Genomic DNA, 18,353 nt, shown 5'->3' on the forward strand with positions numbered 1-18,353 from the left:
CCCGGACCGGCTGTGCACCTGCGTCAGTCGCGGCGCGGTTCGGCGGGCACGCCGCCCGTGGCGGCGTGCGCCTGGTCCGAGGCCACGGGGGTGGCCTCGTCGGTGCCGCGTGCGCGACCGATCAGGTCCATGACGTGGAAGACGACGATCGCTGCGACGGTGCCGACGATGATCCCGCCGAAGGACGCCTGGCCGAAGTCGAACGTGAAGTCCGCGATGCCCATGATGAGCGCGATGCCCGCGGTCAGCTGGTTCTTCGGCTTGGCGAAGTCGACGCGGTTCTCGACCCAGATCCGGATGCCGATGATGCCGATGAGCCCGTAGAGGGCGGTGGTGGCGCCGCCGAGCACGCCGTGCGGCACCGAAGAGATGACCTCGCCGACCTTCGGGGACAGGCCGAGCAGCACGGCGACGATCGCCGCCACCCAGTACGCCGCGGTGGAGAAGACGCGGGTGGCCGCCATCACGCCGATGTTCTCGCCGTACGTGGTGGTCGCCGAACCGCCGCCGAGGCCCGCGAGCACGGTCGAGACGCCGTCCGCGACGAGCGCGCGACCGGTGAGCGGCGTGAGGTCACGGCCGGTGAGCTGTCCGACGCCCTTCACGTGGCCGACGTTCTCGGCGACCAGGGCGAGGACGACCGGGATGAACGCCAGGTACACGGCGAGCTGGTCCGGGTCGAACGCCGGAGCGTGGAAGTCGGGCAGGCCGAACCACTTCGCGTCGGCGACCCGCGACAGGTCGACCTGGCCGGCGGCGAGTGCCACGAGGTAGCCGACGACGACGCCGATCACGATGGACAACCGCCCGATCAGGCCCTTGAACAGCACCGTGACCAGGACGATGACCGCGAGCGTCACGAGCGCGGTCACCGGCGCCTCGGCGAAGTTCGTCCGGGCGGACGGCGCCAGGTTGAAGCCGATGAGGGCGACGATCGCGCCGGACACCACGGGGGGCATCAGCCGGTCGATCCACCCGGCACCGGCCAGGTGCACGACGAGGCCGACGACCGCCAGGAGCGCGCCGACGACGATGATGCCGGACAGCGCCAGCGGGATGCCGCCGATCTTCGTCGCGGCACCGATCGGGGCGAGGAACGCGAACGACGAGCCGAGGTAGCTCGGCAGCCGGTTGCCGGTGATGAGCAGGAACAGGATCGTGCCGATGCCGCTGAAGAGCAGCGTGGTGGCCGGCGGGAAGCCGGTGATGAGCGGCACGAGGAACGTGGCGCCGAACATCGCGACGACGTGCTGCACGCCGAGGCCGATCGTGCGCCCCCAGGTGAGCCGTTCGTCCGGTGCGACGATGGTCGTCGAGGAGACGGTCTTGCCGTCCCCGTGCAGCTTCCACGGAAGTCCCATGCGATGACCGTACCGGCAGCCGTGCACATCGACGACCCGTTCCTGCCTGCTCCCGTGGGGGCATGGCTATCGTGGAGCGCATGACCGACGTCGCACGTGCCTCCGGCATCCACACTGACGAACTCGACCCCGCTGTGCGCCCCCAGGACGACCTGTACCGCCACGTGAACGGCTCGTGGGTCGACGCGACGCCGATCCCCGACGACAAGGCGCGCTACGGCTCGTTCACCGTCCTCGCCGAGGCGGCCGAACTCGCGGTCCGCGCCATCATCGAGCGCTCGCAGCAGGCGGCCCCCGGCACCGAGGAGCGCAAGGTCGGCGACCTGTTCACCTCGTTCACCGACGAGGCCCGGCTCGAGGAACTCGCCACGGCGCCGATCGAGCCGCTGCTCGCCGAGATCACCGCCATCACGTCCGTGCCCGAGGTCGTCGCCGCCGTCGGGCGTTTCGAGCGGCTCGGTTTGCCGAGCTTCCTGCAGCTCTTCGTCGACAACGACCCGGGCGACCCCGAGTCCTACGTCGTCTTCCTCGAGCAGTCCGGCCTCGGGCTGCCCGATGAGTCGTACTACCGCGAGGAACGCTTCGCCGACATCCGCACGAAGTACCGCGAGTTCGTCGCCGCGATGTTCCCGCTCGCCGGGTTCGAGGACGGCGCCGACCGCACCGAGCACGTCATCGCCCTCGAGACCGCGCTCGCCGCGGTGCACTGGGACAACGTGACCACCCGCGACAGCCAGAAGACCTACAACAAGCTGCCCTGGTCCGAGGTCGCGGCGCTCGCCGAGGGCATCGACCTGCAGACCTGGTGGCAGGCCATCGACGCACCGGCCGGGGCCTTCGAGACCGTCGTCGTGCGCGAACCCTCGTTCGTCACCGGTCTGGCCGCCCTGCTGCGCGAGCAGCCGCTCGAGGCGTGGAAGGACTGGCTCCGTTGGCAGGTCATCCGCGGCTCGGCCGCGTACCTGACGAGCGCCTTCTCGGCCACGAACTTCTCGTTCTACGGCACCGCGCTCACCGGGGCGCCGAAGCAGCGCGAGCGCTGGAAGCGCGGCGTCTCGCTGGTCGAGGGCGCGATGGGCGAGGCCGTCGGCCGGATCTACGTGCAGGAGCACTTCGACGAGACCTCGAAGGCGACGATGGACGACCTCGTCGCCCACCTGGTCGAGGCGTACCGGCAGAGCATCACGGCGCTCGACTGGATGACCGACGAGACCCGGGCCCGCGCGCTCGACAAGCTCGACAAGTTCACGCCGAAGATCGGCTACCCGGTGCAGTGGCGCGACTACTCGGCGCTCCCCGTGACCGCCGACGACCTGGTCGCCAACGTCCGCGCCGTGGCGTCGTTCCAGGTCGACCGCGAGCTCGGCAAGATCGGCAAGCCGATCGACCGCGACGAGTGGTTCATGACCCCGCAGACGATCAACGCGTACTACAACCCGGGCTTCAACGAGATCGTGTTCCCGGCGGCGATCCTGCAGTTCCCGTTCTTCGACGCGAACCGCGACGCGGCCGCGAACTACGGCGCGATCGGGGCCGTCATCGGCCACGAGATCGGCCACGGCTTCGACGACCAGGGGTCGCAGTACGACGGCGACGGCAAGCTCGAGAACTGGTGGACCGAGGCGGACCGCGCCGCGTTCGAGGAACGCACGAAGGCCCTCATCGCGCAGTACGACGCCCTCGTGCCGACCGAGGTGCCGGACGGGCACGTCAACGGCGCCCTGACGATCGGTGAGAACATCGGCGACCTCGGCGGCCTGTCGATCGCGTGGAAGGCGTACCTGCTGTCGCTCGACGGGCAGGAGCCGCCCGTCGTCGACGGGATGACCGGCGCCGAGCGCTTCTTCCTGAGCTGGGCGCAGGCCTGGCGGATGGCGATCCGTCCGGAAGAGGCAGCCCGCCTGCTCTCGATCGACCCGCACTCGCCGAACGAGTTCCGCTGCAACCAGGTGGTCCGCAACATCGACGTCTGGTACGACACGTTCGGCGTGACGGAGCGGGACGCGATGTACCTCGACCCCGCCGAGCGCGTCGCCATCTGGTGATGGCGGAGCCGGACGCGGCTCGGTCGTCCCGCCGTCGGCGACCGGACGGCCGGGCGGCGGGCGGCGGACGCGACCGCGGCAAGCACCGCGGCGGGGGCACCGACCGCTTCGTGGCGACGACCGAGGCGCTCGGCGCGCTCGCGGTCGACGGTGCCTCCGTGAGCGCCTCCGTCATCGACACGTCGTCGGGCAGGTCGCTGCTCTCGGTGGACGACACCCTCGTCCAGCCGGTCGCGAGCCTGGGCCGCGTGCTCCTGCTGGTCGAGGTCGCCGCCCGGCTCGAGGACGGCCGACTGCACGGCGACCGGCTGCAGCGCATGGCAAGGGACACCGCGACCGGCGCCGGCCTGTGGCAGTTCCTGCAGGAGCCGACGATGCAGGTGCCCGACCTGGCGACCCTGGTCGGCGCCACCGGCGACGCCTGGGCGACGAACGCCCTGCTCTCCACCGTCGGCATCGACGCCGTGCGCGAGCGCGCCGACTCCCTGGGCTTCGAGCGGACGGCGCTCATCGACCGGGTGCGCGACCGCCGCGGACCGGACGACGCCCCGGACACCTCGGTCGCGCCGACCGGGGAGCTGGCGTGGGTGATGCGCGGCCTGGCCCTCGGCGAGGTCGTCGACGAGGCCGTCTCGAACCGGGTGCTCGGCTGGCTGTCGCTGGCGAGCGACCTCAGCCTGGTCGCCGGCTCCTTCGGACTCGACCCGCTGTCGCACCGGGCGCTCGACCACGGGCTGCAGGCGGTCGCGGTGACGGGGTCGAGCACCGGCGTGCGCGCCGAGGCCGGGATCCTGCGGGGGCCGGGGTCGTCGGTGAGCTACGCCGTCACGGTGACCTTCGACGACGTCTCGCTGCAGCGACGCCTCGCTGTCGTCGAGGCGCTGCGCACCATGGGCACCGAGGTGCTCGAGGCCGTGCACGCACCCGCGCGTCGCTGAGCCGCGTTCAGCGCAGCAGCACGAACGACCGCAGCGGTGCCGGCTCGACGTCGTGCACCTCGACGAAGCCGCGCGACTCGTAGAAGGCCCGCTGGCCGTCCTCGGCGTCGGTGAGCAGGACCGTCTGCCGCACGCCGGCGTACCGGCGCAGGGCCTCGTCGAGCAGAGCCCCGCCGATACCGCTCCGGTGGGCGTCCGGCACGACGAGCACGTCCTGCACGTACACGACGGTGACGCCGTCCGAGATCGTCCGCAGCAGGCCGAGCAGCCGCCCGTCGTCGCCGCGGGCGGTCAGGACGGTGTGCGAGCCGGCGACCGCGGCACCCAGTGCCGCCGGGTCCGCCGTGTAGGTCGTCCAGCCGACGGCGTCGTACAGCGCCGTGAGCTCGTCGGTCCCCGGGCGCTCGTGCTCGATCGTGCAGGTCACGGTACCCATGGTGCCCGAACCCGGGCCACCGCCCCCACCGCCGCTACGACGTCGCCTGGCCCTCGGGGACGAGCGCCTGCACGGCCAACAGGCCCGCGTCGGCGGACGAGCACGCGGTCCAGTCCGACGTCTTCACGAACAGGGACTGCTTCGACCCGGGCGGGTAGACACGGAAGCCGTCCGGGGTCCTCGGGGAGCAGTCCGCCTTCCGGTAGTCCTCGGCGCGGGTGATCTTGAGCGGCGCGACGGCGGTCTTGCCCGGGGCGAGGGTCACGGTCGGGTGCGGCGAGCTCTTCTCCTGCGCGGCGGCGGCACCGATCTGGGTGCCGTTCCCGCCCCCGACGAACGAGACTCCGGGCCAGCCCTGCAGCGTGCAGGCCGTCGAACCGGTGTTCCGGAGGGCCAGGTGCACGATGACGCTGCCGGCCGCACCGCCGCTGCCCGGTTCGATCGACGCCGCGAGCGACGACGCGGCACACCGACCGGCGTCGGCGGTCCCGGCGGGAGTCGACGCCGACGACGATCCCGGAGCGGACGACGAGGTGGTCCCCGTCGAGGGCACCCCGGACGCAGCGTCCGAGGACGAGGACGAGGACGAGGACGACGACGGGGCGGGCACGGTCACGGTGTCCGTGGCGGTGGGGGTCCCGCCGGAGGCGCAGCCCGCCAGCGCCCCGATCGCGACGAGACCGGTGACGGCGAGCAGGGACTTCGATCGGCTGCTGCGGTGCATGGACCACAGGCAACCACCACCGGGCGCTCGCGGTTCGGTCGGCGTCCAGGGACCGCGTGTTCACTCCCCGGCAGGACAACCGAGCACTGGAGGTCGGACATGACCGGCAAGCACGAGCAAGCACGCGGCGAGGACGGCCGGGCGGACGGGGTCGAACCCACCGCCGGCGCGTTCACCGACAGCGAGATCCCGGGCGAGCACCACGTGGCGTCCACCGAGCCGGCGGGGGAGTTCGTCTCGAGCGACATCCCCGGCGAGGTGCGACCGGACTCGAGCGGCCCGGACGGCGAGTACGTCGAGTCGGACATCCCCGGCGAGGCCGAGCCGACGCAGGACGGCGAGACCGGCCACTACGTCGACAAGGACCACGCCTGACGGCTAGTCGATGCGCTCCGCCGCCACCAGGCGGCGGAGCGTCTCCACGCCCGCCGGCGGACAGCGGTCGGCATCGGCCGAGGTGACCCACTCGACCTCGTCGACCTCTGCGGAGGCGACGGGCGTGGCGGTGTCGAGCGGGCCTCCTGGTCGGACCGTGAACAGGGTCATCGCGACCATCGTGCCGGGGGCCTGCCCGTGCGCGGGTTCGAGCACCACGCCGAACTCCTCGAGGTCGTCGGGGGTGCACCGCAGACCGGTCTCCTCGAAGGCCTCACGCACGGCGGCCTCGACGTCGGTCTCGTGCGGCTCCGCCTTGCCGCCAGGCAGGTAGAGCACGTCGCGTCCGCGTGCGCGCACCATGAGCACGCGTCGGTCGCGCACCAGGACCAGCGCACTCACGCGCAGGGTCACCGGGTCGGACGGGAGGCTCAGCTCGCGTCCGCCTGGTCGCTGCGGTCCGTCGTGGGGCGCTCGGGCGCGGTGCGCTCGGCGAGCGGCACGACGGGCGTCGGCAGCTGGGCCTGCGGCTCGGGGCGCACGCCGAAGAGCGAGTCGATCGCCGCGACGAACTCGTCGCCACGCCCGGCACGGCCGAGCTCGCGGGCACGGACCGACGGACGGTGCAGCAGCACGCCGACCAGGTGCCGGAGCGCCCGCTCGGTGTGCTCGGCCGACTCGCCGTCCGCGCCGCCGCGGCGCTTCGCCCGGTCGATCTCGTCGTCGAGGATGTCGAAGACGTGGGTGCGGAAGGCGACGAGGGCCGGGGTGGTCGACTGCTCGAGCGCCTGCGTGCGGAACCGGGACACCGCGTCGTCGACCATCGCGCGGGCCTCGGACTCGGCGTTCAGCTCGGCGATCGGGGCGTGGATGCTGATGGTCTCGAGGTCGAGCAGCTCGACGCCGTCGACGTCGGCGGCGGCCGGGTCGACGTTGCGCGGCAGGCCGAGGTCGATGACGATCCGGCGGACGCCGTCGTCGAGGTCGTCCGGCGCGACGACCGGGACCTCGCTCGAGGTGCAGGTGATGACGACGTCGCTCGCGGCGATCGCCCCGCGCAGGTCGCGAGCGGCGACGAGGTCGTGCTTGGCGGCGAACCACGGGGCGCGGCCCGACGGCGAGAACACCTGGATGGTCTCGGCCCCGCGGTCGCGCAGGGCGGCGATCGTGGTGGCGGCGTAGCTGCCAGTGCCGACGAGCAGCACGCGGGTGTGCGCCCAGTCGGTGATGCGCGACGACGCGAGCTCGAGGCCGAGGCGGACGAGCGACCGGCCGGCTGCACCGATGCGCGTGCGGGTCTTCACGCCGCGCGAGGTGTGCGCGGCCTCCTGGAAGAGCCGCTCGAGCGCCGAGGTGGTCGTCCCGTTGGTGCGGGCGTCCTCGAGGGAGCGACGGACCTGGCCGGAGATCTCGGTCTCGCCGACGACGACGGACTCGAGTCCGCTGGAGACCGCGAAGAGGTGCTGGACCACGTCCTTGCCACCGAGCACGTTCACCGACTCGAGGACCTCGGAGGCGTCGAGGTCGCTGGCCGCCGAGACGGCGTCGACGGTCGCGGCGACGGCGGAGTCACGGTCGTCGCCGGCGATGTCGAGGTAGGCCTCGAAGCGGTTGCAGGTGGCGAGGACGACGGCCCCGTCGAGGACGTCCGAGTCCGTCACGAGTCGGCCGGCCGCAGCCGGTGCACCGATGCTCAGTCGCTCCAGGAGATCGAAGCTGGCGTTGCGATGCGACGCCGTGAGACAGATGAGCACGGAGACAATGGTAACGCCGTCGATGGGAGAATCATCCGGTGACCGAAGCACCGACCGACGCCCTTCCCGCCTCGCACCCCCTCGCCGACGGGCGCACGAGCGGCTCGCGGCTCGTCCGTGCGCTGCGCGGCGACCGCCCCGAGGGCCTCCCGGTGTGGTTCATGCGCCAGGCGGGCCGTTCGCTGCCGGAGTACCGCGAGCTGCGGGTCGGCACGGCCATGCTCGACGCGTGCCTCGACCCGGAGATGGCGTCGGAGATCACCCTGCAGCCGGTCCGTCGGCACGGGGTCGACGCCGGCATCTTCTTCAGCGACATCGTCGTGCCGATCAAGCTCGCCGGCGTCGACGTCGAGATCGTGCCCGGTCGCGGCCCGGTGCTCGCGTCGCCGATCCGCACCGCTGCGGACGTGGACGCCCTCGAGACGCTCGACCCCGCGGCGCTCGCCCCGATCGAGCAGGCCGTCGCCCGCACGGTGGAGCAGCTCGGGGACACCCCGCTGATCGGCTTCGCGGGGGCGCCGTTCACCCTCGCCGCGTACCTGGTCGAGGGGGGTCCCTCGAAGGACCACATCCGTGCCCGCACCCTCATGCACGCCGACCCGGAGACCTGGTCGCGCCTGCTCGCCTGGGCCGCCGAGGTGTCCGGCGCCTTCCTGCGCGCGCAGGTGCTCGCCGGGGCCTCGGCCGCGCAGCTCTTCGACTCGTGGGTGGGTTCGCTCTCCCGCGCCGACTACGTGCGCTCGGTGGCACCGCACTCGGCCCGGGCGCTGGCGCACGTCGCCGACCTCGGGGTCCCGCGCACGCACTTCGGCGTCGGCAGCGGCGAGGTCCTCGCGGACATGACGACGCTCGGCACGGACTCCGTCGCGGTCGACGCGGTCGGGGTCGACTGGCGACTGCCCCTCGACGAGGCCGTCCGCCGCGTCGGCACCGGCGTCACGGTGCAGGGCAACATCGACCCGGCGATGCTCGCGGCACCGTGGCAGGTGCTCGAGGACCACGTGCGCGACGTCGTCCGCCGCGGCGGTACGGCCCGTGCGCACGTCGTGAACCTCGGGCACGGCGTGCCGCCGGAGACCGACCCGACCGTGCTGACCCGCGTCGTCGAGCTCGTCCACTCGCTCGGCGACGGCACCGACGGGGCGACCGGAGCCACCGCATGACCGACGTCGTCGTGGTCGGCGGTGGCGTCGCCGGGCTCGTCACGGCGCGCGACCTGGCGAAGGGCGGGGCGCACGTCGTCCTGGTCGAGGCGGCCGGTGTCCTGGGCGGGATGATCCGACGGCACACCGTCGGCGGGCTCGACCTCGACATGGCGGCCGACTCGTTCGCCACCAGGACCGACGCCGTCGGCGGCCTGGCGATCGAACTCGGCCTCGGCGGCGACGTCGTCACCCCGGACCCGCGCGGCGCCTGGCTGATGACCCGCGACGGTCGCACGGCACCGATCCCCGCGACCGGGCTGCTCGGCATCCCGAGCACCCCGATGGCGGCCGACGTGCTGGCCGTCGTCGGGCAGGCGGGCGGTCTGCGCGCCCAGATGGACTCGCTGCTGCCCGCCCCGGTGGGGGCGAAGGCGTCGTCGCTCGGCGAGCTCGTGCGCCGGCGCATGGGCGAGCGCGTGCTCGACGACCTGGTCGTGCCGATCGCCGGCGGCGTGCACTCCACCCACCCGGACCAGCTCGACCCCGACCGGGTGTCACCCGGCCTGCGCGCCGCGCTGCTGCGCGAGGGCTCCCTGGCGCGGGCCGTGGTCGCGCTGCGCGCCCGCGCGGCCGCCGGAACGCCGGTGCAGGGCATCCGCGGCGGCATCGTCCGGCTGGTCGACGAACTCGTGGCCGACATGGAGACGTACCGCGTCGACGTCCGACTGCACACCCGTGCGACGCGCATCGAGGCGCACGCGGTCGAGGTCGTCTCCGCCGACGGCGTCGTCGAGCGACTGCCGGCGCAGCACACCCTGGCGTCCGTGCCGGACCCGGAGCGCACCGACCCGGCCGACCGCACGGGCATCGAGCTCGTCACGCTCGTCGTCGACCAGACCGAGCTCGACGCGGCGCCGCGGGGGACCGGCATGCTCGTGCACCCCGACGCCGCGCAGGTCGGGGCGAAGGCGCTCACGCACGCGACGGTGAAGTGGCCGTGGTTGGCCGAGGCAGCGGGTGGCCGCCACGTGCTGCGCCTCAGCTACGCGACGCCGGTCGCGACCGGTCCGGTGGACGGGGCCGACGCGGCGGACGTCGCCACGAGCCTCCCGGTCGACCCGTCCGGACCCGTCGGCAGCCGCGCGCTCGACGACGCGTCCACGCTGCTCGGTGTGCCGCTGGCGGCCGACCGCGTCGTCGGGGCGGCGCGCGTCCGGTGGCACGGGCCCGACCTGACCGCCGCGGGTCTGGCGGAGGGCGTCGTCGGCATCGGTGAGGCATCGTCCGGCCGGGGTCTGGCCGGCATCGTCGGCGCCGCACGGGCCGCAGCTGGGCGCATCCTGGAATCCTGAGCGGACCACCCGGCGACCGAGGGCTACTGTTGGCGAGAGCGCGGGACGTATTCCGTTCGGCGCATGACCACGCACACTGACCCAACGGAGGAATCGCACATGCGAGGAAAGCTCCTGTTCGTCGCCGGCGCAGCACTCGGGTACGTCCTGGGATCGCGAGCCGGACGGGCGCGGTACGAGCAGATCAAGACCGTCAGCGGCAAGATCTGGAACAGCAACGGCGTCCAGAAGGGCGTGCACGTCGCTGAGGACTTCGTCGCCGACAAGACCCCGGACGTCGCCGAGTTCATCGGTGAGACCACGAAGAAGGCCGTCCGCAAGGTCGGTCAGAAGAAGGACTCCACCACCTCATGACCGACACCCGCGATCGCCGGTCGCGTTCGCTGTTCGGCCTGGTCGGGGACGTCCCCAAGCTCGTCAAGGGCCTGGTCAAGGGCGAGATCGACCTGCTCAAGGCCGAGATGCTCGCGAAGGCGAAGATCTTCGGGCTCGCTGCCGGTCTGCTGGTCGGCGCGCTCGTCATCGTGCTCTACGCGATCGGCGTGCTGCTGACCGCCGCCGTGATGGGCCTGGCGACCGTGATGCCGGCCTGGCTGGCCGCGATCGTCATCGCCGTCGTCATGCTGATCGTCGCCGCGGTCCTCGGACTGCTCGGCTGGAAGCGCCTGAAGAAGGGCCTGCCGATCACGCCGAAGCGCACGATCGACAGCGTCAAGAACGACATCAACGCGGTGAAGGGGCTGGGCAAGAAGCCGACCCCGCCGACGCAGTACGGCAGCCGCAAGCCGGACGTCGGCGGCCGGTTCTGAGCCCCGACAGCCGCCCCACCGACGGAGGAACCGTGACCGACTCGCACGACGACCTGGCCGACCGCGTCGCCGCGACCCGCGCGCAGTTGTTCGACACCCTCGACGCGATCGAGGACAAGCTCAACGTGCCGAAGCAGCTCGGCATCGCGGCCGCGAAGGTCAAGCGAGGGATCGACGAGCAGCCCGTCCCGTACCTGGCCGGCCTCGCAGCCGGAGTGGCGGTGGTCGGGGGTATCGTCGTGATGGTGCTCCGACGGCGGTAGACCGGCTCCGAGCGCGGTCCACCCGGTCGGGGCGGCCATCACCCCTGGCAACCGATAGGACAACGGATCCATGAGTTCCACCGCGCCCGCATCCGCGCACGAGCACGACTCCTCTCCTGCGGTCGACCCCGCCACCGGGATCGACCCGAACCTGCTGACCGCGTACGCCCTCTGGGCCGTCTTCCGTCGGCCGCTCGGCCCGGTCCACCGCGTCGGTGACGACGCCGTGGCCGAGCTCGACGCCGTGATCGCGTCCGCCGCCGACCGCGGTGTGACCATCCGCGGCTTCTACGACGTCTCCGGCTTCCGTGCCGACGCCGACGTCATGGTGTGGCTGCACGGCGACGACGCCCAGGCGATCCAGGCCGTGCTGCGCGAGCTCCGACGCACCGGGCTGTTCCAGGACGCCGAGCCGGTGTGGCACGCGATGGCCATGCACCGCGAGGCCGAGTTCAACAAGCGGCACACCCCCGCCTTCCTGCGCGGCAAGGACCCCGAGGCGTGGATCACGGTGTACCCGTTCGTCCGCTCCTACGAGTGGTACCTGCTGCCCGAGGACGAGCGCTCGACGATGCTCCGCGACCACGGCGTCGCCGGTGCGAAGTACCGCCGCGTCCTCACGAACACCATCGCGACCTTCGCCCTGAGCGACTACGAGTGGATCCTGCCGCTCGAGAGCCCCGACCTGGTGGACCTCGTCGACCTCATGCGCGACCTGCGGTACACCGAGGCGCGCATGCACGTGCGCGAAGAGGTCCCCTTCTTCACGGGTCGTCGCGTGACGACCGCCGAACTCCCGGAGGTGCTGTCATGACCGACACCAGCATGATCACGAACGGCCAGCCCGTCCTCGCCGCCACCCCTGCGGCCGCGTCGGGTCCGGAGCACGTCGAGGTCCCGACCGCGTACGACGCGATCCTGCTCGCCGGCTTCGGTGGCCCCGAGGGCCAGGACGACGTCATCCCGTTCCTGCGCAACGTGACCCGCGGCCGTGGCATCCCCGACGAGCGCCTCGAAGAGGTCGCGCACCACTACCGCCACTTCGGCGGCGTCAGCCCGATCAACGCGCAGAACCGCGCGCTCAAGGCGGCCCTCGAAGCCGAGCTCGCGTCGCGCGGCATCGACATGCCCGTGCTCTGGGGCAACCGCAACTGGGAGCCCTACCTCGAGGGCGCCTTCACCGAGGCCGCTGACAAGGGCTACACGAAGCTCATCGCGATCGCCACGAGCGCCTACTCGTCGTTCTCGAGCTGCCGCCAGTACCGCGAGGACTACGCCCGCGTGCTGACCGAGACCGGTCTGATCGACACGATCCAGGTCGACAAGGTCCGCCAGTTCTTCGACCACCCGGGCTTCATCCGTCCGTTCGTCGACGGCGTCCGCGACGGCCTGGCCCGCGCGATCGCCGAGAACGAGGGCCTCGACGTCGCCACCGAGCTGCACGTACTGTTCTCGACGCACTCGATCCCCTCGACCGACGCCGCCAAGTCCGGTCCGGACTACCGTCACTTCGACGACCACGGCGCGTACGAGGCCCAGCACCTCGCCGTCGGCCAGGTCGTCCTCGACCAGGCCTGGGCCGAGCTGCTCGAGCAGCCCGAGCACGCGCACCTGCAGGGCACGTCGAAGCCCGCCTGGAAGCTCGTCTACCAGTCGCGCTCCGGCCCCCCGACGCAGCCGTGGCTCGAGCCCGACATCAACGACTACATGAACGAGGACCTCAAGGGCGGCCCGACCCGTGCCGTGCTGATCGTCCCGCTCGGCTTCGTCAGCGACCACATGGAGGTCATGTGGGACCTCGACGAGGAAGCCACCGAGACCGCGGGTGAGCTCGGCTTCTGGTCGCTCCGCACCCAGACGCCCGGCGTCGACCCGGCCTACGTGTCCGGGCTCGTCGACCTGGTGCTCGAGCGCGTCAACGGCACGCCGACCGCCGAGCGTCCGCACCTGACCGACATCGGCCCCTGGTACGACGTGTGCCGTCCGGGCTGCTGCGAGAACGTCCGCGCCGGGTTCAAGCCCGCCGCCGCCGGCGTCGCCCCGTGACCGACGCCACGACGGACGGTCCGGCGCCGATCCGGCTCGGCACGCGTGCCAGCCGGCTCGCCGTCGCCCAGTCGCAGGACGTCGCCGACCGCCTGGCGAAGGCGGCCGGCCGCCCGGTCGAGCTGGTCACCGTCACGAGCGAGGGCGACACGAACCGTGCGTCCCTGGCGTCGCTCGGCGGCACCGGCGTCTTCGCCAGCGCGCTGCGTGAAGCGCTGGTCGCCGGCGAGGTCGACGTGCTCGTGCACTCCCTGAAGGACCTGCCGACCGCGCCGTACCCGGGCCTGACCATCGGTGCCGTGCCGAAGCGCGCAGACGCCCGCGACGTCCTGGTCGCCCGGAACGGCGCCACCGTCGACACCCTGCCCGAGGGTGCGAAGGTCGGCACCGGTTCGCCGCGTCGCGTCGCTCAGCTCCGCGCGCAGCGTCCCGACCTCGACGTCGTGGACATCCGCGGCAACATCGACACGCGGCTCGGCCGGGTGCAGGACGACCTCGACGCCGTGGTGCTCGCCGCCGCCGGACTCGGGCGCATCGACCGCCTGTCCGAGGCGACGGAGCTGCTCGACCTCGGATTCTGGCCGAGCGCGCCCGGACAGGGTGCCCTGGCCGTCGAGATCCGGTCGGACGAGACCGACCGTGGGCTGCTCGCCGCGCTCCGCAAGATCGAGCACGCACCGACCCGCCTGACCGTGACGGCCGAGCGCGAGGTCCTCGCCAAGCTCGAGGCCGGCTGCTCCGCACCGATCGGTGCGACCGCGGTCGTGGACGCCGAGATGCTCCTCGTCTCGGCGACGGTCTACCGTCCCGACGGCAGCGAGTACCGCACCGCGTCGCACGCGGCGGTGCTCGACGGTTCCGCGCAGGACCGCCTCGACGAGGCGCTCGAGGTCGGCGGCCGTGTCGCCGCCGAGCTGCTCGAGAACGGCGCGGCCGACCTCGCCGACCTGGCGACCACGGTCGCCGAGGACACCACGGACGGGCCGTACACCGCGGGCCCCGGCCTGGCGACCCCGGCGGAGTAGGCGGTCACCACGCACCCCACCACCACCGTCCGGAACGCGGCGCGACCCCCGGTCGTGCTCGTCCCGCGCGGCGGTGCGTGGGGTGCGCGCGTCGCCGACGAGGCGCGCGACCGCGGGCTCGCCCCCGTGGTCGTCCCGCTCATCACCGATGCGCCGCCGTCGGACCCGTCCGCGTTCGACGCGGCGGTCCGCCGCCTGGCCGACACGGTGGGGAGGCCCGGATCACCACCCGCGGTCGGGGCGCGGACCCGCGTGGCCGGGTACGCGTGGGTGGTGGTGACCAGCGCGACGGCCGTGCGGGCGCTCGCCGGACGCGTGGCGGGCCTCCCGGCCGGTGTCCGGGTGGCCGCGGTCGGTGCGCCGACCGCGCGGGCCGCGCGTGCTGCGGGCTGGGTCGTCGACCTGATTCCGGCGGAGACGTCGGCTGCCGGCCTCGTCGCGGCGTTCCCGGACACCGACGGCACGGTCCTGTTCCCGCGGTCGGAGATCGCCGCACCCACCCTGGTCGACGGGCTCCGTGCCCGCGGCATCGACGTCGACGACGTGGTGGCGTACCGTACCGTGGGGACCGGCGACGAGCCGGTCGTCCTCGACGCGGCGCCCGACGCGGTGCTCGTGACGAGCGGCAGCGTCGCCCGCGAGATCGCCCGCCGGATGACCCCGCTCGCCCCGCACACCCTCGTGGCCTGCATCGGCCCCGGGACCGCCGCCGATGCGCGCGCGGCCGGGCTGCCGGTCCACGTCGTCGGACCCACGCGGTCCGCAGAAGCCCTGCTCGACGCCGTCGTCGAGGCCCTGAACCCCACCACCCCACACCAGGAAGGTCACCCGTGACCGGTCGTTTCCCCCAGGTCCGCCCCCGTCGACTCCGCGCCACCCCCGCGATGCGACGGCTGGTGGCCGAGACCCGGCTCCACCCCGCCGAGCTCGTGCTGCCGATGTTCATCCGCGAGGGCGCGACCGACGCCGTCGACATCTCGAGCATGCCGGGCGTGCAGCAGCACTCCCTCGACTCGTTCCGCCGCGCCCTCGTGTCGGCTGCAGAGGTCGGGGTCGGCGGCGTGAACCTGTTCGGCGTCCCGACCACGAAGGACGCCGAGGGCTCCGGCGCCACCGACCCGGACGGCATCCTCAACGTGGCGATCCGCGTGGCGAGGGAAGAGGTCGGCGACGCGTTGGTCGTGCAGTCCGACCTGTGCCTCGACGAGTTCACCGACCACGGGCACTGCGGGGTCCTGGCGTCCGACGGCTCCGTCGACAACGACGCCACCCTGCTGCGCTACCGCGACATGGCGGTCGCCCAGGCCGAGGCCGGCGCCGAGCTCGTCTGCATGAGCGGCATGATGGACGGCCAGATCGCCGCCGCGCGCGACGCCCTCGACGGCGCCGGGCACAGCGGCACCGCGCTGCTCGCCTACGCCGCCAAGTACGCGTCGGCGTTCTACGGCCCCTTCCGCGAAGCCGTCTCGTCGTCGCTCGTCGGCGACCGCCGGACGTACCAGATCGACGCCGCGAACGGTCGTCAGGGCCTCCGCGAGGTCGCGCTCGACGTCGACGAGGGGGCCGACATCGTGATGGTGAAGCCCGCGATGAGCTACCTCGACGTGCTCGCCGAGACCGCGGCGACCTCGCCCGTGCCGGTCTGGGCGTACCAGATCTCCGGCGAGTACGCGATGATCACCGCAGCCGCGCAGAACGGCTGGATCGACCGCGACGCCGCAGCCATGGAGTCGCTCGTCGGCATCAAGCGTGCCGGTGCCGACGCGATCCTGACCTACTTCGCCGTCGACGTCGCGCGGAAGCTCAACGAGGAAGCGGGCCTCCGCACCTCGGGCACCACCGCCGCCGTCGCCGGCATCGCACCGACCGGGAAGGCCCCCGAATGACCTCGAACGACCAGCTGTTCGGCCGCGCGAAGAACGCGATCCCCGGCGGCGTGAACTCACCGGTCCGTGCCTACGGCTCGGTCGGCGGCACCCCGCGCTTCCTCGTGTCGGCGAAGGGCGCCTACGTCACCGACGCCGAGGGTCGCGAGTACGTCGACCTCGTCGCGTCGTGGGGCCCCGCGATCCTCGGGCACGCGCACCCCGGCACGGTCGAGGCCGTGCAGCAGGCCGCCGCGCGCGGACTGTCCTTCGGGGCGTCGACCCCGGGCGAGACCGAGCTCGCCGAGCTCGTGAAGCAGCGGGTGTCGGTGGACGGCGACGGCCCGATCGAGAAGCTCCGCATGGTGTCGACCGGCACCGAGGCCACGATGACCGCGATCCGCCTGGCCCGCGGCTACACCGGCCGCGACCTGCTCGTGAAGTTCGCCGGGCACTACCACGGCCACTCGGACTCCCTGCTCGCCGAGGCCGGCTCGGGCGTCGCGACCCTGGCGATGCCGGGCAGCGCGGGCATCACCGCCGAGACCGCCGCGCAGACGCTCGTGCTGCCCTACAACGACCTCGACGCGGTGCGCCGGGCGTTCGACGAGCACTCCGAGCGCATCGCCGCCGTCATCGTCGAGTCCGCCGCCGCGAACATGGGCGTGCTCGCCCCGGAGCGCGGCTTCAACCGGGCGCTGGCGCAGATCACGCAGTCGCACGGCGCACTGCTCATCGTCGACGAGGTCCTGACCGGGTTCCGCGTCGGCCCCGCCGGCTGGTGGGGCCTCGAGGCGTCGACGGTCGTCCCCGACGGCGCCGGGTGGAAGCCCGACATCATCACGTTCGGCAAGGTCATCGGCGGCGGCATGCCGCTCGCCGCGCTCGGCGGTCGGCGCGAGGTCATGGACTTCCTCGCCCCGCTCGGCCCGGTGTACCAGGCGGGCACGCTGTCCGGGAACCCGCTCGCCGTCGCCGCCGGCACCGCGACGCTCCGCGCCGCCACCGCCGAGGTCTACGAGCACCTCGACCGCACGGCCTCGACCATCGCCACCGCGACGAGCGAGGCACTGTCGGCCGAGGGTGTGGCCCACACCGTGCAGCACGCCGGCAACCTGTTCTCGTTCGCGTTCACCGAGCAGGCACCGCGGAACTACGACGACGTGCGGGCGCAGGACGTGTTCCGCTACGCGCCGTTCTTCCACGCCATGCTCGACGCCGGGGTCACCCTGCCGCCGAGCGTGTTCGAGGCGTGGTTCGTCACGGCTGCGCACGACGACCGCGCCGTGGGCCGCGTGCTCGACGCGCTGCCGGCGGCCGCGAAGGCCGCTGCCGCCGCCACGGCGTAGCCGCGGATCTGAACAAGCGGACGCCCCCGTGACCGACGTCTCCGTGCCCGATGTCTCCGTCGGTCACGGGGGCGTCGTCGTTCAGTCGCAGTCGGACTTCGTGAAGGACACGTCGAGCTTCTTCGACGAGCCCTCGAACGAGTAGCTGAAGCGCACGTCGATGTCCTCGTCGAACAGCTTCTTCGTGTCGCTGTTCGTGCAGACCGTGTCCCCGAGCGAGTCGCGGAGCGCGCTCTCGCTGAGCGATGCGGGGTCGACGCTCGACGACACCGTGTAGTCGTAGTGGATCGCGGTGCCCTCGGCCTCGACACCGGTCCAGGTGGTGACCGAGTCGACCTGCTGCGGCAGCTTCGTGTCCTCGCGGATCTGCGCGACGGCCTTCGACACGGTCTCCTCGGTGGAGTCGTCGAACGCCGCGTGCAACCCCTGGCGGACGCCGAACCCGACGGCCAGGAACACGACGACGCCGAGGACCGAGATGAGGACCCGCTTGCCCCGCGACTGCTTGGGCGGCGGGGCGTACGGCGCAGCGCCGACACCCGGTCCGTACGGCGGCTGTCCGGGCTGCTGGCCGTAGCCGGGCTGCTGACCCGGCTGCTGGCCGTACGCCGGCTGCTGACCCGGCTGCTGGCCGTACGCCGGCTGCTGGTCCGGGTACTGGCCGGGCTGCTGCTGTCCGTAGCCGGGCTGCTGCGCGCCGGGCTGCTGCCCGTCCGGCTGCTGTCCGTAGCCGGGCTGCTGCGCACCGGGCTGCTGTCCGTACCCGGGCTGCTGCTGTCCGTGCCCGGGCTGCTGCTGCGGGTCCGGCTGCGGGTCCGACCCCGGGTGGGACGGCGGCGTGTTCGACATGGTGGTTCCCCCTGGAT

General features: G+C 72.8%; 20 protein-coding genes. 14 read left to right on the top strand and 6 right to left on the bottom strand.

Annotated features, from left to right (window positions below; all coding sequences use genetic code 11):
• Positions 1-23 precede the first annotated feature (23 nt).
• Entirely contained in the window at positions 24-1,361 is a 1,338-nt protein-coding gene (locus DEI99_RS00270; RefSeq protein WP_111042909.1) for a uracil-xanthine permease family protein, read from the bottom strand.
• Between the two features lie 80 nt (positions 1,362-1,441).
• Between DEI99_RS00270 and DEI99_RS00275 the strand changes: the two genes are divergently transcribed.
• Both DEI99_RS00275 and DEI99_RS00280 read left to right on the top strand, forming a co-directional pair.
• Entirely contained in the window at positions 1,442-3,406 is a 1,965-nt protein-coding gene (locus DEI99_RS00275; RefSeq protein ID WP_111042921.1) for a M13 family metallopeptidase, read from the top strand.
• Entirely contained in the window at positions 3,406-4,344 is a 939-nt protein-coding gene (locus tag DEI99_RS00280) for a serine hydrolase (protein WP_111042910.1), read from the top strand. The genes DEI99_RS00275 and DEI99_RS00280 overlap by 1 nt, the downstream gene beginning before the upstream one ends.
• A 7-nt stretch (positions 4,345-4,351) precedes the next feature.
• Here DEI99_RS00280 and DEI99_RS00285 read toward each other — a convergent pair whose 3' ends face one another.
• Together DEI99_RS00285 and DEI99_RS00290 are read right to left on the bottom strand one after the other, a co-directional pair.
• Positions 4,352-4,771: a GNAT family N-acetyltransferase gene (locus DEI99_RS00285; RefSeq protein WP_258369623.1), complete on the bottom strand. Its 420-nt coding sequence runs from the start codon at positions 4,769-4,771 to the stop codon at positions 4,352-4,354.
• 43 nt (positions 4,772-4,814) lie between these two features.
• Positions 4,815-5,504 (bottom strand): DUF4232 domain-containing protein, encoded by a 690-nt coding sequence (locus DEI99_RS00290; RefSeq protein WP_111042912.1) that lies wholly within the window; start codon positions 5,502-5,504, stop codon positions 4,815-4,817.
• A gap of 99 nt (positions 5,505-5,603) precedes the next feature.
• On the opposite strand from DEI99_RS00290, the gene DEI99_RS00295 reads away from it, so the two are divergent.
• Positions 5,604-5,879, top strand: a complete 276-nt coding sequence (locus tag DEI99_RS00295; protein ID WP_111042913.1) for a hypothetical protein — start codon at positions 5,604-5,606, stop codon at positions 5,877-5,879.
• 3 nt (positions 5,880-5,882) lie between these two features.
• Here the strand turns inward: DEI99_RS00295 and DEI99_RS00300 are convergent, their stop codons facing one another.
• Entirely contained in the window at positions 5,883-6,293 is a 411-nt protein-coding gene (locus DEI99_RS00300; protein ID WP_258369624.1) for an NUDIX hydrolase, read from the bottom strand.
• A gap of 17 nt (positions 6,294-6,310) precedes the next feature.
• Positions 6,311-7,633, bottom strand: coding sequence for a glutamyl-tRNA reductase (locus DEI99_RS00305; RefSeq protein WP_111042914.1), 1,323 nt, complete (start codon positions 7,631-7,633; stop codon positions 6,311-6,313).
• Positions 7,634-7,671: 38 nt separating this feature from the next.
• On the opposite strand from DEI99_RS00305, the gene hemE reads away from it, so the two are divergent.
• The 11 genes from hemE to hemL all read left to right on the top strand — a co-directional run bounded on the left by hemE (position 7,672) and on the right by hemL (position 17,487).
• Positions 7,672-8,796: a uroporphyrinogen decarboxylase gene (gene hemE / locus DEI99_RS00310; RefSeq protein WP_284180898.1), complete on the top strand. Its 1,125-nt coding sequence runs from the start codon at positions 7,672-7,674 to the stop codon at positions 8,794-8,796.
• Positions 8,793-10,130 (top strand): protoporphyrinogen/coproporphyrinogen oxidase, encoded by a 1,338-nt coding sequence (locus DEI99_RS00315; RefSeq protein WP_111042916.1) that lies wholly within the window; start codon positions 8,793-8,795, stop codon positions 10,128-10,130. Before hemE ends, DEI99_RS00315 begins: the two co-directional genes overlap by 4 nt.
• A 99-nt stretch (positions 10,131-10,229) precedes the next feature.
• A complete protein-coding gene (locus DEI99_RS00320) occupies positions 10,230-10,484 on the top strand; it encodes a hypothetical protein (RefSeq protein WP_071258371.1) in 255 nt (84 codons plus the stop codon).
• Positions 10,481-10,939 carry a phage holin family protein gene (locus tag DEI99_RS00325; RefSeq protein WP_071258368.1) on the top strand — a complete coding sequence of 153 codons (459 nt, stop codon included), beginning with the start codon at positions 10,481-10,483 and terminating at the stop codon, positions 10,937-10,939. The genes DEI99_RS00320 and DEI99_RS00325 overlap by 4 nt, the downstream gene beginning before the upstream one ends.
• A 32-nt stretch (positions 10,940-10,971) precedes the next feature.
• Positions 10,972-11,202, top strand: a complete 231-nt coding sequence (locus DEI99_RS00330; protein WP_111042917.1) for a DUF3618 domain-containing protein — start codon at positions 10,972-10,974, stop codon at positions 11,200-11,202.
• A 70-nt stretch (positions 11,203-11,272) separates the two neighbouring features.
• Positions 11,273-12,016, top strand: coding sequence for a hydrogen peroxide-dependent heme synthase (gene hemQ / locus DEI99_RS00335; RefSeq protein ID WP_111042918.1), 744 nt, complete (start codon positions 11,273-11,275; stop codon positions 12,014-12,016).
• Positions 12,013-13,248, top strand: a complete 1,236-nt coding sequence (locus tag DEI99_RS00340; protein ID WP_181434531.1) for a ferrochelatase — start codon at positions 12,013-12,015, stop codon at positions 13,246-13,248. The genes hemQ and DEI99_RS00340 overlap by 4 nt, the downstream gene beginning before the upstream one ends.
• A complete protein-coding gene (gene hemC / locus DEI99_RS00345; RefSeq protein WP_111042919.1) occupies positions 13,245-14,273 on the top strand; it encodes a hydroxymethylbilane synthase in 1,029 nt (342 codons plus the stop codon). Before DEI99_RS00340 ends, hemC begins: the two co-directional genes overlap by 4 nt.
• A gap of 54 nt (positions 14,274-14,327) precedes the next feature.
• Entirely contained in the window at positions 14,328-15,107 is a 780-nt protein-coding gene (locus DEI99_RS00350; RefSeq protein WP_284180899.1) for a uroporphyrinogen-III synthase, read from the top strand.
• Positions 15,104-16,159: a porphobilinogen synthase gene (gene hemB / locus DEI99_RS00355; protein WP_284180900.1), complete on the top strand. Its 1,056-nt coding sequence runs from the start codon at positions 15,104-15,106 to the stop codon at positions 16,157-16,159. The genes DEI99_RS00350 and hemB overlap by 4 nt, the downstream gene beginning before the upstream one ends.
• A complete protein-coding gene (hemL, locus tag DEI99_RS00360; protein ID WP_111043101.1) occupies positions 16,156-17,487 on the top strand; it encodes a glutamate-1-semialdehyde 2,1-aminomutase in 1,332 nt (443 codons plus the stop codon). Before hemB ends, hemL begins: the two co-directional genes overlap by 4 nt.
• A gap of 81 nt (positions 17,488-17,568) precedes the next feature.
• Here hemL and DEI99_RS00365 read toward each other — a convergent pair whose 3' ends face one another.
• On the bottom strand, positions 17,569-18,336 hold the full coding sequence (locus DEI99_RS00365) for a hypothetical protein (protein WP_181434550.1): 768 nt from the start codon (positions 18,334-18,336) through the stop codon (positions 17,569-17,571).
• Positions 18,337-18,353: the final 17 nt, after the last annotated feature.

Origin of the sequence: Curtobacterium sp. MCLR17_036, assembly GCF_003234445.2 — a bacterium.
In the GTDB taxonomy this organism is placed as follows: domain Bacteria; phylum Actinomycetota; class Actinomycetes; order Actinomycetales; family Microbacteriaceae; genus Curtobacterium.

What these genes read in the sequence shown, in the direction of transcription:
- DEI99_RS00270 (WP_111042909.1), bottom strand. Translation starts at nt 1,361, where the DNA reads ATGGGACTTCCGTGGAAGCTGCACGGGGACGGCAAGACCGTCTCCTCG.
- DEI99_RS00275 (WP_111042921.1), top strand. Translation starts at nt 1,442, where the DNA reads ATGACCGACGTCGCACGTGCCTCCGGCATCCACACTGACGAACTCGAC.
- DEI99_RS00280 (WP_111042910.1), top strand. Translation starts at nt 3,406, where the DNA reads ATGGCGGAGCCGGACGCGGCTCGGTCGTCCCGCCGTCGGCGACCGGAC.
- DEI99_RS00290 (WP_111042912.1), bottom strand. Translation starts at nt 5,504, where the DNA reads ATGCACCGCAGCAGCCGATCGAAGTCCCTGCTCGCCGTCACCGGTCTC.
- DEI99_RS00295 (WP_111042913.1), top strand. Translation starts at nt 5,604, where the DNA reads ATGACCGGCAAGCACGAGCAAGCACGCGGCGAGGACGGCCGGGCGGAC.
- DEI99_RS00315 (WP_111042916.1), top strand. Translation starts at nt 8,793, where the DNA reads ATGACCGACGTCGTCGTGGTCGGCGGTGGCGTCGCCGGGCTCGTCACG.
- DEI99_RS00320 (WP_071258371.1), top strand. Translation starts at nt 10,230, where the DNA reads ATGCGAGGAAAGCTCCTGTTCGTCGCCGGCGCAGCACTCGGGTACGTC.
- DEI99_RS00325 (WP_071258368.1), top strand. Translation starts at nt 10,481, where the DNA reads ATGACCGACACCCGCGATCGCCGGTCGCGTTCGCTGTTCGGCCTGGTC.
- hemQ (WP_111042918.1), top strand. Translation starts at nt 11,273, where the DNA reads ATGAGTTCCACCGCGCCCGCATCCGCGCACGAGCACGACTCCTCTCCT.
- DEI99_RS00340 (WP_181434531.1), top strand. Translation starts at nt 12,013, where the DNA reads ATGACCGACACCAGCATGATCACGAACGGCCAGCCCGTCCTCGCCGCC.
- hemL (WP_111043101.1), top strand. Translation starts at nt 16,156, where the DNA reads ATGACCTCGAACGACCAGCTGTTCGGCCGCGCGAAGAACGCGATCCCC.
- DEI99_RS00365 (WP_181434550.1), bottom strand. Translation starts at nt 18,336, where the DNA reads ATGTCGAACACGCCGCCGTCCCACCCGGGGTCGGACCCGCAGCCGGAC.